Source organism: Micromonospora sp. D93, from assembly GCF_018070365.1.
In the GTDB taxonomy this organism is placed as follows: domain Bacteria; phylum Actinomycetota; class Actinomycetes; order Mycobacteriales; family Micromonosporaceae; genus Micromonospora; species Micromonospora ureilytica.
Genome location: NZ_JAGPXW010000021.1, coordinates 47934 through 64368 on the forward strand (window position 1 = coordinate 47934; position 16435 = coordinate 64368).

12 protein-coding genes are annotated in these 16435 nt (G+C 75.2%); all 12 read left to right on the top strand.

From position 1 onward, the window contains the following. The first annotated feature begins 265 nt into the window (after positions 1–265). Positions 266–3934, top strand: coding sequence for a cobaltochelatase subunit CobN (cobN, locus tag KBX71_RS22180; protein WP_210819864.1), 3669 nt, complete (start codon positions 266–268; stop codon positions 3932–3934). Positions 3935–4082: 148 nt separating this feature from the next. Further along, on the top strand, positions 4083–6227 hold the full coding sequence (locus KBX71_RS22185; RefSeq protein WP_210819917.1) for a magnesium chelatase subunit D family protein: 2145 nt from the start codon (positions 4083–4085) through the stop codon (positions 6225–6227). Between the two features lie 72 nt (positions 6228–6299). Further along, positions 6300–6911 (top strand): cob(I)yrinic acid a,c-diamide adenosyltransferase, encoded by a 612-nt coding sequence (gene cobO / locus KBX71_RS22190; RefSeq protein ID WP_124823190.1) that lies wholly within the window; start codon positions 6300–6302, stop codon positions 6909–6911. Continuing rightward, positions 6905–8260 (top strand): cobyrinate a,c-diamide synthase, encoded by a 1356-nt coding sequence (locus tag KBX71_RS22195; RefSeq protein ID WP_210819865.1) that lies wholly within the window; start codon positions 6905–6907, stop codon positions 8258–8260. The genes cobO and KBX71_RS22195 overlap by 7 nt, the downstream gene beginning before the upstream one ends. After that, positions 8257–9036 (top strand): precorrin-2 C(20)-methyltransferase, encoded by a 780-nt coding sequence (gene cobI, locus KBX71_RS22200; RefSeq protein WP_210819866.1) that lies wholly within the window; start codon positions 8257–8259, stop codon positions 9034–9036. Before KBX71_RS22195 ends, cobI begins: the two co-directional genes overlap by 4 nt. After that, the gene (cobM, locus tag KBX71_RS22205) at positions 9033–9866 is read left to right on the top strand and encodes a precorrin-4 C(11)-methyltransferase (RefSeq protein WP_210819867.1); all 834 of its coding nucleotides are present in this window, start codon (positions 9033–9035) and stop codon (positions 9864–9866) included. The genes cobI and cobM overlap by 4 nt, the downstream gene beginning before the upstream one ends. Then, a complete protein-coding gene (locus KBX71_RS22210; RefSeq protein ID WP_210819868.1) occupies positions 9863–11014 on the top strand; it encodes a cobalt-precorrin-5B (C(1))-methyltransferase in 1152 nt (383 codons plus the stop codon). Before cobM ends, KBX71_RS22210 begins: the two co-directional genes overlap by 4 nt. Beyond that, a complete protein-coding gene (cbiE, locus tag KBX71_RS22215) occupies positions 11002–12273 on the top strand; it encodes a precorrin-6y C5,15-methyltransferase (decarboxylating) subunit CbiE (RefSeq protein WP_210819869.1) in 1272 nt (423 codons plus the stop codon). The genes KBX71_RS22210 and cbiE overlap by 13 nt, the downstream gene beginning before the upstream one ends. After that, entirely contained in the window at positions 12270–14012 is a 1743-nt protein-coding gene (gene cobJ, locus KBX71_RS22220; protein WP_210819870.1) for a precorrin-3B C(17)-methyltransferase, read from the top strand. Before cbiE ends, cobJ begins: the two co-directional genes overlap by 4 nt. Then, complete coding sequence (locus KBX71_RS22225) at positions 14000–14197, top strand: DUF362 domain-containing protein (protein WP_196926564.1); 198 nt, start codon at positions 14000–14002, stop codon at positions 14195–14197. The genes cobJ and KBX71_RS22225 overlap by 13 nt, the downstream gene beginning before the upstream one ends. Continuing rightward, positions 14194–14790, top strand: a complete 597-nt coding sequence (locus tag KBX71_RS22230; RefSeq protein ID WP_210819871.1) for a precorrin-8X methylmutase — start codon at positions 14194–14196, stop codon at positions 14788–14790. The genes KBX71_RS22225 and KBX71_RS22230 overlap by 4 nt, the downstream gene beginning before the upstream one ends. Then, positions 14787–16433 (top strand): uroporphyrinogen-III C-methyltransferase, encoded by a 1647-nt coding sequence (cobA, locus tag KBX71_RS22235; protein ID WP_210819872.1) that lies wholly within the window; start codon positions 14787–14789, stop codon positions 16431–16433. The genes KBX71_RS22230 and cobA overlap by 4 nt, the downstream gene beginning before the upstream one ends. Positions 16434–16435 lie beyond the last annotated feature (2 nt).

Genomic DNA, 16435 nt, shown 5'->3' on the forward strand with positions numbered 1-16435 from the left:
CCCCAGGGCGTGGACACCCGAGGAGGACCCGATGACGCACGGCGTCTCATTCATCGACGATCATCGTCGTATCGCGCTCCAGGCAGTGCGTTCCAAGGACACCGGCCACCGGCACCGCTGAGCTGATCGCCCGGCGCTGACCGGCCCCGACGCATGCGTCGGTGCGCCGTTCGCCCGGGCCGTCGTACCGGCTGACGCCGTACCCACCCGCATCGTCCCCGGTCGCCCTCGTGGCGGCCCAGGGCGTCACTTTCCGGAGCCTGCCGTGCGCATCCTGCTGCTGTCCACCGCCGACACCGACCTGCTGGCCGCCCGTGCCAGCGGCGCCGACTACCGGTTGGCCAACCCCGCGCGGGTCACCGTCGAGGAGGTGCCCGCCCTGCTCGACGGGATCGCCCTCGTCGTCGTACGCCTGCTCGGCGGTCGGCAGGCGTGGCCGGACGGCCTCGCCGTGGTGCTCGCCACCGGCGTGCCGACGGTCGTGCTCGGCGGCGAGGCGCTCCCCGACGCGGAGCTGATGGCCATTTCCACGGTGCCGTCCGGGGTCGTCACCCAGGCGCTGGCGTACCTGGTCGAGGGCGGGCCGGACAACCTGGGGCAGCTGGCCCGGTTCCTGTCCGACACGGTGCTGCTCACCGGTGAGGGGTTCGCCCCGCCCACAGCCACCCCGGCGTACGGCGTGCACGGCGACCACCCCGCCGACCCGGACCGGCCCACAGTGGGAATCGTCTTCTACCGGGCGCACGCCCTCGCCGGCAACACCAACTTCGTCGACGTGCTCGCGGACGCCGTCCACAAGGCCGGCGGCAACCCGCTGCCGATCTTCTGCGGCTCACTGCGCGGGCTGACCGCCGGCGCCGGCCCACTCGGGCTCTTCGCCCGCTGTGACACTCTGCTGGTCACGGTGCTCGCGGCCGGCGGCGCGGTCGCCGCGGACGCCTCCGGCGGCGGCGACGAGGACGCCTGGGACGTGGGTGCCCTGGCCGCCCTGGACGTGCCGGTCATCCAGGCGCTCTGCCTCACCAGCACCCACGCGCAGTGGGCCGACAGCGACGCCGGACTGTCCCCGTTGGACGCCGCCATGCAGGTGGCCATCCCCGAGTTCGACGGCCGGATCGTCACAGTGCCGTTCTCGTTCAAGCAGATCGACGCCGACGGGCTCTCGGTCTACGCCGCCGACCCCGAGCGGGCCGCCCGGGTCGCCGGGATCGCGGTGCGCCACGCCCGGCTGCGGTACGTGCCGCACGCCGACAAGCGGGTCGCCGTGGTGTTCAGCTCGTACCCCACCAAGCACTCCCGGGTCGGTAACGCCGTCGGGCTGGACACCCCGGCCTCGGCGGTCCGGCTGTTCGCCGCGCTGGCCGAGGCCGGCTACGACCTGGGTGACGCGCCGCCGCCCGACGACGGCGACGCGCTGATCCACGCGCTGATCGCCGCCGGTGGCCACGACGTGGAGTGGCTCACCCCGGAGCAGTTGGCCGCCGCCGAGGCCCGGATACCGGGGCCGACGTACCGGCGCTGGTTCGACCAGGTCCCGGCCGAACTGCGCGAGCGGATGCGGGAGCACTGGGGTGAGCCGCCCGGCGAGCTGTACACCGAGGGCGGCGACATCGTGCTCGCCGGGCTGCGCTTCGGCAACGTGGTGCTGCTGATCCAGCCGCCCCGCGGCTTCGGGGAGAACCCGATCGCCATCTACCACGACCCGGACCTGCCGCCCAGCCACCACTACCTGGCCGCGTACCGCTGGTTGACAGCGCCCGTCGCGGACGGCGGCTTCGGCGCGGACGCCGTGGTGCACCTGGGCAAGCACGGCACCCTGGAGTGGCTGCCCGGCAAGGGCCTCGGCCTCGCCGCCGACTGCGCGCCCGACGCGGTCCTCGGCGACCTGCCGCTGGTGTACCCGTTCATCGTCAACGACCCCGGCGAGGGCACCCAGGCCAAGCGGCGGGCGCACGCCGTGGTCGTCGACCACCTGGTCCCGCCGATGGCCCGCGCCGAGACCTACGGCGACCTGGCCAAACTGGAGCAACTGCTCGACGAGTACGCGACAGTGCAGGCCCTCGACCCGGCCAAGGTGCCCACCGTGCGGGCCCAGATCTGGGACCTGGTGCGCGCCGCCGAGCTGCACCACGACCTGCACGCCGAGGCCATGCCCGACGCGGACGACTTCGACGACTTCGTGCTGCACCTCGACGGGTACCTCTGCGAGGTCAAGGACGTGCAGATCCGCGACGGGCTGCACATCCTCGCCGACGCGCCCACCGGCGAGCCACGGGTCAATCTGGTCCTCGCGGTGCTGCGCGCCCCGCAGATCTGGGGCGGCGCCCGCGCCCTGCCCGGCATGCGCCAGGCCCTCGCCGCCGCGTACTCCCTCGACGAGCAGGAGCTGCTCGCGTCGCCGGGACAGCGACTGGCGCTGCCCACGGCGCTGACCGACGTGGTGGACGGGCCGGCCGGCACCGCCGCCGACGCGATCGACCTCATCGAGGCCCTCGCGCGGCGGCTGGTCGTCGGCATGGAGACCCTGGACTGGGCCGTGGACACTGTCGACGCCGTGGTGACGGAGGTGACCGGTCGGTCGATCCCGGACGTCGCCGCGGTGCTACACTTCGCCGCCACCGAGCTGGTGCCCCGACTGGACCGGACCACCGACGAGCTGACCAACACCCTCGGGGCGCTGGACGGGAGGTTCGTTCCACCCGGCCCGTCCGGCTCACCCACCCGGGGCCTGGTCAACGTGCTGCCCACCGGCCGCAACTTCTACTCCGTCGACCCGAAGGCCATCCCCAGCCGCAACGCCTGGGACGTCGGGGTGGCCCTCGCCGACTCGCTGCTGGCCCGGCACCTCGCCGACACCGGCGCGTACCCCCGCTCGGTGGGGTTGACCGTGTGGGGCACCAGCGCCATGCGGACCCAGGGCGACGACATCGCCGAGGTGCTCGCGCTGCTGGGCTGCCGGCCGGTCTGGGACGACAGGTCCCGGCGGGTCACCGGCATCGAGGTGGTGTCGACCGCCGAGCTGGGCCGGCCCCGCGTCGACGTCACAGTGCGCATCTCCGGCTTCTTCCGCGACGCGTTCCCGCACGTCGTGGCGTTGCTCGACGACGCCGTCCGGCGGGTCGCCGCCCTGGACGAGCCGGACGAGGAGAACTACCTGCGGGCACACGTCACCGCCGACGTCGCCGAGCACGGCGACGAGCGGCGGGCCACCGCCCGGATCTTCGGCTCCAAGCCCGGCGCGTACGGCGCGGGGCTGCTGCCCCTGATCGACGCCCGGACCTGGCGCAGCGACGCCGACCTGGCCGAGGTGTACGCGGTGTGGGGTGGCTACGCGTACGGCCGGGGCCTGGACGGGCGGGAGGCGCGCGCCGACATGGAGCGCTCGTTCGCCCGGATCGCTGTGGCGGTGAAGAACCAGGACACCCGCGAGCACGACATCGTCGACTCCGACGACTACTTCCAGTACCACGGCGGGATGGTGGCGATGGTCCGCCACCTCACCGGCACGTCACCGCAGGCGTACGTGGGGGACTCGGCGATGCCGCACGACGTGCGCACCCGCACGTTGGGCGAGGAGACCCGGCGGGTTTTCCGGGCCCGGGTGGTCAACCCGAAGTGGATCGCCGCGATGCGCCGGCACGGCTACAAGGGCGCGTTCGAGCTGGCGGCCACAGTGGACTACCTGTTCGGCTACGACGCCACCGCCGGCGTGGTCGACGACTGGATGTACGAGCACCTGGCCGCCGCGTACCTCTTCGACGGCACGACCCGGGAGTTCCTGGAGAAGTCCAACCCGTGGGCGCTGCGCGGCATCACCGAGCGGCTGTTGGAGGCCGCCGACCGGGGGCTGTGGGCCAAGCCGGAACCGGCCACCCTCGATCGGCTGCGCGACACGTACCTGGCCAGCGAGGGCGACCTGGAGGACCGGGTGTGAGCGCGAGGAGTGAGCCGGTTTTGCGAGCCCCGCAGTCGCGATCGAAGGAAGCACAGTTAGCGCGAGGAGTGAGCCGGTTTTGCGAGCCCCGCAGTCGCGAACGGAAGAAGGCACAGTGACGATTTACCCGTTCAGCGCGGTGCTCGGCATGGCCGACATGCGGCTGGCGTTGCTGCTCAACGCGGTGTCCCCGGCGATCGGCGGGGTGCTGGTCCGTGGTGAGAAGGGGACCGCCAAGTCCACAGCCGTGCGGGCGCTCGCCGCGCTGCTGCCGCCGGTGCGCCGGCTGGCCGGCTGCCGTTTCGGCTGTGACCCGGCCGAGCCCGACCCGGCCTGCCCGGACGGCCCGCACCCGGCCGACGCCGCCGCCGAGACCCGCCCGGCCCGCCTCGTCGAGCTGCCGGTGGGCGCCGCCGAGGACCGGGTGGTTGGCGCGCTGGATCTGGAGAAGGCGATCGGCGAGGGGGTACGCGCCTTCGAGCCGGGCCTGCTCACCGCCGCGCACCGGGGGGTGCTCTACGTCGACGAGGTCAACCTGCTGCACGACCACCTCGTCGACCTGCTGCTGGACGCGGCGGCGATGGGCCGCAGCCACGTTGAGCGGGAGGGCGTCTCGGTCAGTCACGCGGCCCGGTTCCTGCTGGTCGGCACGATGAACCCGGAGGAGGGGGAGCTGCGCCCGCAGCTGCTCGACCGGTTCGGGCTCACCGTGGAGGTGGGTGCCAGTCGGGACCCGGAGATCCGGGTCGAGGTGGTCCGCCGCCGGCTGGCCGCCGACGCGGACCCGGTCGGTTTCGCCGCCCGCTGGGCCGACGCCGACGCGGAGATCGCCGCCCAGGTGGTCGCCGCCCGCCGCCGACTTCCCGGGGTACGCCTGCCGGACGCCGCGTTGCGGCAGATCGCCGAGGTGTGTGCGGCGTTCGACGTGGACGGGATGCGGGCCGACATCGTCACCGCCCGTACCGCCCTCGCCCACGCCGCCTGGCACGGCCGGGACCGGGTCACCATCGACGACGTCCGGGTGGCCGCCCGGCTGGCGCTGCCGCACCGCCGCCGCCGCGACCCGTTCGACACCCCGGGGCTGGACGAGAAGCGCCTCGACGAGGCGTTGCAGCGCGCCCAGGACGCCCACCCCGACGACCCGGACGACGCCGGCCCCGACGACGGCGGCCCGGACGGCGGTGGCCCGGCCGGTGACGGAGGCCCGAACGGGGGCGGACCAAACGGGGGCGGCCCTAGCGGCGGCGGACCGCAGGGCGGCAACGGCGTCGACGACTGCGAACCCGGGTCGACGGAGCACTCGACGGCGCGGGACGGCGCGGGCCCCGAGGGGCGCACCGACGGCCCGGACGGCACCGGCGGCTGGCCGCAGCACCAGCAGGGCGACCGAGGCGGCGACGGCCAGAACGCGCGCCCGCGCGGCGGCCGGCAGTCGGTGACCGGTGACGACGACCCGACCGGCGGCGGGGAGTCCCAGCCGGTGGCCGTACCCCGGGGTGGGTTGAAGGCGCGGGTGCTCACCGCGCCCGGCGTGGGTGACGGGGTGCCGGGCCGGCGTTCGCGCGCCCGCACCGGGCGGGGCCGCACCACCGGCGCGCGGGTGCCGACGGGCCGGGTCGGGGCGTTGCACCTGCCGGCCACGATCCGCGCCGCCGCGCCGCACCAGGCCGCCCGGGGCCGGCTGACCGGTCCGCTGCGACTGCGCCGGGACGACCTGCGCGAGGCGGTTCGTGAGGGGCGCGAGGGCAACCTGGTGCTCTTCGTGGTGGACGCGAGCGGCTCGATGGGCGCCAGGCAGCGGATGACCACGGTGAAGGACGCGGTGCTCGCCCTGCTCACCGACGCGTACCAGCGGCGGGACAAGGTCGCGGTGATCGCGTTCCGGGGTGCCGACGCCCGGATCCTGCTGCCGGCGACCTCGTCGGTGCTGGCCGCCTCGACCCGGCTGGCCGAGTTGCCCACCGGCGGGCGTACGCCGCTGGCCGAGGGGTTGCTCGCCGCCGCGGACCTGTTGCGGGTGGAGCGCCTGCGCGATCCGAAGCGCCGCCCGTTGGTCCTTGTCGTCACCGACGGGAGAGCCACGGCGGGCACTCGTCCCCTCGACCGGGCGGCAGCGGCGGCCGGCGTCCTGGCCGCCACGGGGGCTCCGTGCGTGGTCGTCGACTGCGAGTCCGGCCCGGTCCGCCTGCACCTGGCCGCCCGCCTGGCCACCCAGCTGAACGCCCCCCGAACGCCCCTCGAAGCCCTCACCCACCCCCACCCCCGCGATCTTGCACTTCCTGTCGCGGCATAGAGGGCGAAGTGCGCATATGACCAACAGAAACCGCAAGATCGCGGGAGTGTCCGCGGGACGGGGGACGTGCTGATGCCGCAGGGACAACCGAGTCACGTGCCTGCTGACGGGTTGACCACCCGGCAGCGGCGGCACCGACAGTTGCTGATCGTTCACACCGGACAGATGAAGGGGAAGTCGACGGCGGCCTTCGGGCTGGCGTTGCGGGCCTGGACGGCCGGCCTGCCGGTCGGGGTGTTCCAGTTCGTCAAGAGCGCCAAGTGGCGGGTGGGGGAGGAGAACGCCTTCCGGGCGCTCGGTGAGGTGCACGAGCGCACCGGCCAGGGCGCCCCGGTGGCCTGGCACAAGATGGGCGAGGGCTGGTCCTGGATCCAGCGCGGCGGCGAGGCCGACCACGCCGCCGACGCCCTGGAGGGCTGGCGGCAGATTCAGCGTGACCTGGCCGCCGAGCGCTACGGGCTGTACGTGCTGGACGAGTTCACCTACCCGATGAAGTGGGGTTGGGTGGACGTCGACGAGGTGGTCGCCACACTGGCCGACCGGCCCGGCTTCCAACACGTCGTGATCACCGGTCGGGACGCCGACCCGCGCCTGGTCGCCGCCGCCGACCTGGTCGCCGAGCTGACCAAGGTCAAGCACCCGATGGACGCCGGCCAGAAGGGCCAGAAGGGCATCGAGTGGTGAGCGCGCACTGGGCGCTGCCCCGGGTGGTGGTCGCCGCCCCGGCCAGCGGCCACGGCAAGACCACTGTGGCCACCGGGCTGCTCGCCGCGCTGCGCCGTCGGGGTCTGACGGTCAGCCCGCACAAGGTCGGCCCCGACTACATCGACCCCGGCTACCACGCCCTCGCCGCCGGGCGAGCAGGGCGCAACCTCGACCCGTTCCTGGTCGGGGTCGACCGGATCGCCCCGCTGCTGCGCCACGGTGCGAGCGTCCCCACGCCCGCCGACATCGCAGTGGTCGAGGGCGTCATGGGGCTGCACGACGGCGCGGTGGGCCGCCGCGACTACGCCTCCACGGCACACGTCGCCCGGCTGATCGAGGCACCCGTGCTGCTGGTTCTGGACACCACAGCGCAGGGCCGGTCGGCCGCCGCGCTCACCCTCGGCATGGCCGCGTTCGATCCGGCGGTACGGATCGGCGGGGTGATCCTCAACCGGGTCGGCTCTCCCCGGCACGAGACGCTGCTGCGCGACGCCCTCGCCGAGGTGGGCGTACCGGTGCTCGGGGCTGTCACCCGCGCCGCCGAGGTGGCCGCGCCGGCCCGGCACCTCGGGTTGGTGCCGGTCGCCGAGCGGGCACCCGAATCGGTCGCGATCGTCACCGCGCTCGCCGAGCTGGTCGAGGCCACAGTGGACCTCGACGCCGTGCTCGACCTGGCCCGGACCGCCCCGCCGCTGACCACCCCGGCGTGGGACCCGGTCGCCGCCGTCGGCGGGCCGGCCGGCGTCGAGCGACCACGGGTCGCCCTCGCCGGTGGTCCGGCCTTCACCTTCTCGTACGCGGAGACCGCCGAACTGCTCGCCGCGGCCGGCGCGGAGGTCGTCACCGTCGACCCGCTGCGTGACCCGGCGCTACCCACCGGCACCCGGGCGGTGGTGATCGGCGGCGGCTTCCCCGAGGCGTACGCGCAGACACTGGCCGACAACACGGCGCTCCGCGCCGAACTGGCTGACTTCGACGGGCCGATAGTGGCCGAGTGCGCCGGGCTGCTCTACCTCGGGCGGTCCCTGGACGGTGTGCCGATGTGCGGCCGACTGGACCTGACCGCCCGAATGACCGACCGGCTTACCCTCGGCTACCGCGAGGCAGTGGCCGTCACCGACTCGCCCGTGGCGCGCGCCGGCGAGCCGGTACGCGGCCACGAGTTCCACCGCACCGCCACCGACCCTGGGCACGGCGACGCGCCGGCGTGGCGCTGGAACGACACCGAGCACGGCTTCGTCACCGGCCGGGTGCACGCGTCCTACCTGCACACCCACTGGTCCGGCCACCCGGACGCGGCCCGTCGACTCGTCGAGGCGTGCCGGTGAGCGCCGACGCCACGCTCACCGGGGTCGGCGTCGGCCCGGGTGACCCGGAACTGCTCACCGTCAAGGCGGTGCGGCTGTTGCGCGAGGCCGACCTGGTCTTCGTACCCGTGATGGCGGACCGGGTCGCGACCACCGTGACCGCCGGCCCGACGCCACCGGCAGCGGACGCCGGGCGGGCCGAGGCGACCGTCCGGGAGTACGTCGCGGCGGACCGGATGCGCCGGCTGCCGTTCGCGCTGGACGACCGGGGTGGGGTGACCGCCCGACGGGCGGCGGCCTGGGACGAGGCCGCCCGGGTGGTGGTCGAGGCGATCGACGCGGGGGCGCGGTCCCTCGCGTTCGCCACCATCGGCGACCCCAACGTCTACTCCACCTTCGGCTACCTGGCCCAGAGCGTCCGCGCGCTGCGCCCGGCGGTGCGGGTGGCGACAGTGCCCGGCGTCACCGCCATGCAGGAGCTGGCCGCGCGTAGCGGCACCCCGCTCTGCGAGGGACGCGAACCGCTCACCCTGCTGCCGGCCACCGCGGGCCTGGCGCTCTTCGCCGACGCCCTGGCCGGGCCGGGCAGCGTGGTCGCCTACAAGGGCTGGCGGCGGCACCCGGAGTTGCTCGCCGAGCTGCGCCGGCAGGGCCGCCTCGCCGACGCCGTGCTCGGACGCAGCCTGGGACTGCCCGGTGAACGTATCGGGCCGGTCGAGGACACCGAGCACGACCTGCCCTATCTGTCGACGCTGCTGGTTCCGGCCCGCCGCGAGCACCGAGGAGGAAAGCTGTGACCAGCGATGGCACTGTGTGGTTCGTCGGAGCCGGCCCCGGAGCGGCGGACCTGCTGACCCTGCGGGCCGCCCGGGTGATCGCCGAGGCGGACATCGTGATCTGGGCGGCCAGCCTGGTGCACGCCGACGTGCTCGACCACGCCCGCCCCGGCGCGGAGATCGTCGACTCGTCGCAGCTACCCATCGAGGGCGTGCTGCCGCTCTACGAGCGTGCCGCCGAGCAGGGGCTGACCGTGGCCCGGATCCACTCCGGAGACCCGGCGCTGTGGGGCGCGGTGCAGGAGCAGCTGGACCTGTGCCGGGCCCTCGACCTGGCCGTCGAGATCGTGCCCGGGGTGTCCTCGTTCACCGCCGTCGCGGCGATCGTCGGACGGGAGCTGACAGTGCCCGAGGTGGCCCAGTCGGTGATCCTCACCCGCCTCGAAGGTGGCAAGACCCCGATGCCGCCCGGCGAGCGGGTCCGCGACTTCGCCCGGCACGGCACCACCATGGCGCTGTTCCTCTCCGCCGCCCGCTCCGGACAGGTGCAGGCCGAACTGCTGGCCGGCGGCTACCCGGAGGACACCCCGGCCGTGGTGGCGTACCAGGCGACCTGGCCCGACGAACTGGTGGTGCGCTGCACGGTCGGCAGCCTGGAGGCGACTGTCAAGCAGCACAAGCTGTGGAAGCACACCCTGTTCCTGGTCGGGCCGGCCCTCGCCGCCGAGGGCACCCGCTCGCACCTCTACCACCCCGGGCACTTCCACACCTTCCGCCGGGCCGAGCCGGCCGCCCGCGCCGAGCTGCGCCGCCAGACCGCCGCCCGCGCCGGGGAGACAGACACACCATGACGTACGCCGAGCCGCCGCTGCGCGAACCGGACCTGCCGCGCACCGCGAAGGTCCGGCCCACCGCGCTGCGCACCGGCTGGACGACCGGCGCGTGCGCGACGGCGGCAACCAAGGCCGCAGTCACCGCGCTTGTCACCGGCACCAGCCAGCAGGAGGTGGAGATCGGGCTGCCCGCCGGACGCCGGGTGCGCTTCCCGGTGGAGCGCTGCGAGGTGACCGGCACCCCACCGGTCCGCGCCGAGGCGGTGGTGGTCAAGGACGCCGGGGACGATCCGGACGTCACCCACGGTGCCGAGCTGACCGCCACAGTCAACTGGACCGACGTCCCCGGCCTACGGCTCGCCGGCGGCGCCGGTGTCGGCACTGTCACCAAACCCGGCCTCGGGCTCGCGGTCGGCGGCCCGGCCATCAACGACACCCCCCGCCGGATGATCGGCGAGGCGGTGGCCGAGGTGGTCGACCTCAGCGAGGTCGGCGTCCGGGTGGTGATCAGCGTGCCCCGGGGCGAGATCATGGCCCGCAAGACCACCAACCGCCGGCTCGGCATCCTGGGCGGCATCTCGATTCTCGGCACCACCGGGATCGTCCGCCCCTTCTCCACCGCGTCGTGGCGGGCCAGCGTCGTGCAGGCCGTGCACGTGATGGCCGCCCAGGGCGAGCCGACAGTGGTGCTCTGCACCGGCGGGCGTACCGAGCGGGCCGCCCGCGCGCTCCTGCCCGACCTGCCCGAGGTCTGCTTCGTCGAGGTCGGCGACTTCACCGGCGCCGCGGTGACCGCCGCAGTGGGTGACGCCATGACCGGTGTGGTCTTCGTCGGCATGGCCGGCAAGCTCGCCAAACTCGCGGCCGGCATCCTGATGACCCACTACACCCGCTCCACTGTGGATCTGTCCCTGCTCGGCGCGGTGACCGCCGAGGCCGGCGGCGACCCGTCGCTCGTCGCCGCCGTGACCGAGGCGAACACCGGGCGGCACGCGTACGAGCTGTGGGAGGCCGCCGGGCTGCTCGCCCCGGCCGGCGACCTGCTCTGTCAGCGGGTCCGCCAGGTGCTGCGGCGCTTCGCCGGGCCGACGGTCACAGTGGACGTGGCGATGGTCGACTTCGCCGGAGCCCACGTCGTCGCCTCGTCCGGCCGGTGGCCCCGGTGACCCGGGTGCCGTCTCCGGTGACGGTGGTCGGTCTGGATGCCGCGGGCGCCCCGCCGCACCCGGCGCTCGCCCCGGTGCTCGCCGCCGCCGGGCTGGTGGTCGGCGCCGCCCGGCACCTGGCCGCGGTGCCCGTGCCGGCCGGAGCGGACACCATCACCCTCGGGCCGCTCGCCCCCGCCCTGGGCCGCCTCGCCGAGGCCGTCGACGCCGGGGTGCCCGCCGTGGTGCTGGCCAGCGGCGACCCCGGCCTGTTCGGCATCGTCCGGCGGCTGCGCGCGGCCGGGCTGCCGCTGCGGGTGGTGCCGGCGGTGTCCAGTGTGGCCGCCGCGTTCGCCCACGCCGGGCTGCCCTGGGACGGCGCGGCAGTGGTCAGCGCCCACGGGCGCGACCCCCGAGCCGCAGTGAACGCCTGCCGGGCGCTGCCGTTGGTCGCCGTGCTCACCGCGCCCGGCGCCGGCGCCGCCGAGCTGGGCGCCGGCCTGATCGGCTGGTCCCGCCGACTGCTGGTCGCCGTGCACCTGGGCACCGCCGCCGAACGGATCCGCGCGGTGACCCCCGAGCAGGCCGCCGCCGAGACCTGGGCCGACCCGCACGTCCTGCTCAGCCTCGCCGCCGCGGTCCCCGCCGCGTCCGCGCTCGCCGACGGCGCGTTCGATCGGGCCACGGTCGGCGGGATGCGCGCCGACAACCAGCCCGCCGCCGCGCCGGCCGGCGGCTGGGCGCTGCCGGAGGACCGGTACGCCCACCGCGACTCCATGATCACGAAATCGGAGGTGCGTGCCCTCGTCGTCGCCCGGCTACGCCCTCGACTGGGCCGGCTGATCTGGGACATCGGTGCGGGCAGCGGCTCGGTCGGCATCGAGTGCGCGCTGCTCGGCGCGGCCGTGCTCGCCGTCGAACAGGACCCCGAGGCCGGCGCGACCGTCCAGGCCAACGCCGCCGCGCACGCCGTGCACGTCCGGCTCGTTACCGGACGTGCCCCGGCGGCCCTGGCCGGTCTCCCCGAGCCGGACGCGGTCTTCGTCGGCGGTGGCGGTGTCGACGTCCTCACCGCCGTGGTGGCCCGTCGACCCGAGCGGGTGGTGCTCACCCTGGCCGCACTGGACCGGGTCGCACCGGCAGTGGGTCTCCTGCGCGCCGCCGGCTACACCGTCGAGGGCAGCCAGCTCTCCGCCGCCCGCCTCGCCGACCTGCCCGGCGGGTCGATCCGCCTCGCGGCCACCAACCCGGTGGTCGTCCTCACCGGGGAGCGCCAGTGACCGACCAGAACCCACCCGCCCGGATCGGCCTGGTGGCGGCCACCGCCGCCGGCCGCCGGCACGCCGACACGGTGGCCGCCGCGTGGCCGCACGCCCGGCTGGTCGAGGGGGAGACCGTCGCCGACGCGCTGCGGACCGCCTGGACCCTGTGTGACGCGGTGATCGCGTTCCTGGCCACCGGGGCGGTGGTGCGGATCGTGGCGCCACTGCTCGACGACAAGCGCACCGACCCGGCGGTGGTGGTCGTAGACGAGGCCGCCCGGCACGCCGTGGCGCTGCTCGGTGGGCACGCCGGCGGGGCCAACGCCCTCGCCGAGCAGGTCGCCGCCCTGCTGGACGCCCGACCGGTGATCACCACCGCCACCGACGCTGTCGACCTGCCGGGGCTGGACACCCTCGGCTGGCCCGTGCAGGGCGCTGTCGCCGCGGTGTCCCGGGCCATCCTGGACGGCGAGCCGGTCCGGCTGGTCGCCGACGTCGACTGGCCGTTGCCCGCCCTGCCCCCGAACGTGCGCGCCGCCGACGGCGACACGACGGAGGAGGACACGCCGGACGGCGGGTACCGGCTGCTGGTCACCGACCGGGTCGTGCCGCCCGACGAGCGGACCGCCGTGCTGCGGCCGCCGTCGCTGGTCGCCGGCGTGGGCGCGAGCAGGGGCGTACCCGCCGCCGAGGTGGCGGAGCTGCTGCACCGGGTGCTGGCCGAGGCCGGCCTCGACCCGGCGAGCCTGCGCTGCCTGGCCACCGCCGACATCAAGGCCGACGAGGCGGGCATCCGCAGCACCGTCGACGCTCTCGGCGTACCCCTGGTGACCTGGCCGGCGACGCGGCTGGCCGCGGTCGACGTGCCGCACCCCAGCGAGGTGGTCCGCGCCGCGGTCGGCACGCCGAGCGTGGCGGAGGCCGCGGCCCTGCTCGGCCCGGACGGCCGGGCCGACGACGCGACGCTGCTGGTGGGCAAGACCGCGACGGCGATGGCCACAGTGGCGGTGGCCCGGCACGCGCCACGTGGCCGGCTGGCCGTCGTCGGCCTCGGACCGGGCGCCGCCGACCTGCGTACCCCGCGCGCGGTGGCCGAGCTACGTCGCGCCGCCGTGGTCGTCGGCCTCGACCAGTACCTGGACCAGGTCCGCGACGTGCTCCGCCCGGGGACCCGGGTGCTCTCCAGCGGGTTGGGCGCGGAGGAGGCACGGGCGCGCGCCGCCGTCGCCGAGGCCGCCGCCGGCCGGGCGGTAGCGCTGATCGGCTCCGGCGACGCCGGGGTGTACGCGATGGCCAGCCCCGCCCTGGAGTACGCCGACGAGCGGATCGACGTGGTGGGCGTACCCGGAGTCACCGCCGCACTGGCCGCCGGGGCGCTGCTCGGCGCGCCGCTCGGCCACGACCACGCCTACCTGAGCCTGTCCGATCTGCACACCCCGTGGGACGTCATCGAGCGGCGGGTGACCGCCGCCGCCGAGGGTGACTTCGTCACGCTCTTCTACAACCCGCGCAGCCGGGCCCGCGACTGGCAGCTCGGCAAGGCACTCGGCATCCTCGCCGCGCACCGGCCACCGGACACCCCGGTCGGCGTGGTGCGCAACGCCAGCCGCCCCGGCGAACGGGTGCACCTCGCGACAGTGGCCACGCTCGACCCGTCCATCGTCGACATGTACAGCGTCGTGGTCGTCGGCAGCACCGACACGCGACTGGTCGCCGGCCGGATGGTCACACCCCGGGGGTACCGGTGGCGCTCGTGACGATCGACGCCTGCCAGGGCTGCGGGGCCTGCCTGCTCACCTGCCCCACGCACGCGATCCGACCGGTCGCCGGTGGCCTCACCGTCCGCGCCGACCGGTGCACCGGCTGCCTGGAGTGCCTGGAGATCTGCCCGGTCGACGCGATCCGCGTCGTCGAGCCCGACAGTGCTGAAGGAGCCCGATGAACCGGGTGGTGCATCCCATCGAGGTCGAGTCGTACCGCATCCTGCGCGAGCGCGTCGACCTGTCGCACCTGCCGCCGCTGAGCCGCGCGGTGACCGAGCGGGTGGTGCACGCCAGCGCCGACCTCGCGTACGTCGACGAGCTGGTCTGCGACGAGGCCGCCCTGGAGTCAGGGCTGGCCGCGCTGCGCGCCGGGGCGCCAGTGGTCACCGACGTGGCGATGGTCGCCGCCGGCATCACCCGGGCCGGCCTGGAACTGGTCTGCCCGGTCGCCGAGCCGGCCGCCGCCGCCCTGGGCCGCACGGCCGGCATCACCCGCTCGGCGGCGGCCGTCCGGATCGCCCTGGAGCGGGTCGGACCGGGCGCGGTCTGGGTGGTCGGCTGCGCGCCCACCGCGCTTGTCGAACTACTCACGCTGGACGCCGCGCCGGCGCTGGTCGTCGGTCTGCCGGTCGGCTTCGTGGGCGCCGCCGAGTCGAAGGCGGCGCTGCGGGCCAGCGGCCTGCCCGCCGTGTCCAACGTGGGTGAGAAGGGTGGCTCGGCGGTCGCCGCCGCCGCCCTCAACGCCCTGCTCTACGTCGAGGAGAAGTCATGACCGGGTTGGTCATCGTCGGGCACGGCACGCGTAGCGCGGCCGGGGTCGAGCAGTTCGCCGCTCTCGTCGAGCGGGTCCACGGTCGAGGTGACATCGGCGACGTCGAGGGCGGCTTCATCGAGCTGTCCCGCCCACCGCTGACCGACGCGGTCGGCGCGCTCGTCGCCCGCGGGCACCGGGCGCTGGTGGCGCTGCCGCTGGTACTCACCGGCGCCGGCCACGGCAAGGGCGACATCCCCGCCGCGATGGCCCGCGAGCAGCGGCGCCACAGCGGGCTGAGCTACCGCTACGGCCGCCCGCTCGGCCCCCACCCGCTGCTGCACGAAGCCCTCGAACAACGCATCGACGCCGCACTGGCCGGTGCCGACCGGGCCGGCACGTGGGTCGCGTTGATCGGGCGGGGGTCCACCGACCCGGACGCCAACGCCGAGGTCGCCAAGGTCGCCCGGCTGCTCTGGGAGGGGCGCGGCTACGCGGGCGTGGAGCCGGGCTTCATCTCCCTGGCGCAACCGTCGGTGCCGGAGGTGCTGGAGCGGCTGCGCCGCCTCGGCGCGCGCCGGATCGTGGTGGCGCCGTACTTCCTGTTCGCCGGGGTGCTGCCGGACCGGATCGTCGCCCAGTCGGCCGAGTTCGCCGCCGCCCACCCCGACCTGGACGTCCGCGTCGCCGAGGTGATCGGCGACTGTGACGCCCTCGCCGACCTCGTCCTGGAGCGGTACGCCGAGGCGCTGGGCGGGGACATCCGGATGAACTGCGACACCTGCGCGTACCGGGTGTTGATGCCCGGCTTCGCGGACAAGGTGGGTCGCCCGCAACGCCCGCACGACCACCCCGACGACCCGGTCGGCCACCACCACCACCACGACCACCACGACCACGCACACCACGACCACGCACACCACGGCCACGGCTCGGTCGCCGTGGTCGGCGGCGGGCCGGGGCCCGACGACCTGATCACGGTACGTGGAAAGGCGCTGCTCGACGCGGCGGACGTCGTGGTGGTCGACCGACTCGCCCCGCAGGGGCTGCTCGCCGGGCTGCGCCCCGACGTGCTGGTGGTCGACGCCGCGAAGGTGCCCCGTGGCCCGTCGATGGCCCAGGAGGCGATCAACGAGGCCCTGGTGTCGCACGCCCGTGCCGGTCGCCGGGTGGTCCGGCTCAAGGGTGGTGACCCGTACGTCTTCGGGCGCGGCCACGAGGAGGTGCAGGCCTGCGTGGCGGCCGGCGTACCGGTGACTGTGGTCCCGGGGGTGAGCAGTGCGCTCGCCGCCCCGGCCCTCGCCGGCGTACCTGTGACGCACCGGGGTGTGGCGCACGACGTCACTGTCGTGTCGGGGCACCTGCCGCCCGGGCACCCCGACTCGCTCGTCGACTGGGCGGCGCTGGCCCGGGCCCGGGGCACCGTCGTGTTGTTGATGGCCGTCGACACCATCGCCAAGATCGCGACCGTGCTGATCGAGCACGGCCGTGCCCCGGAGACCCCGGTGCTGGCGGTGCAGGACGCCGGGCTGCCCGCGCAGCGGTCCGTGCCCGCCCGGCTGGATGAGATCGGCGCCGTCGCCGCCCGGGAAGGTGTCGGCCCGCCCGCCGTCTTCGTCCTCGGCCCGGTGGTCGCCCTCACCACCACCGGGCCGACGGTCTGACG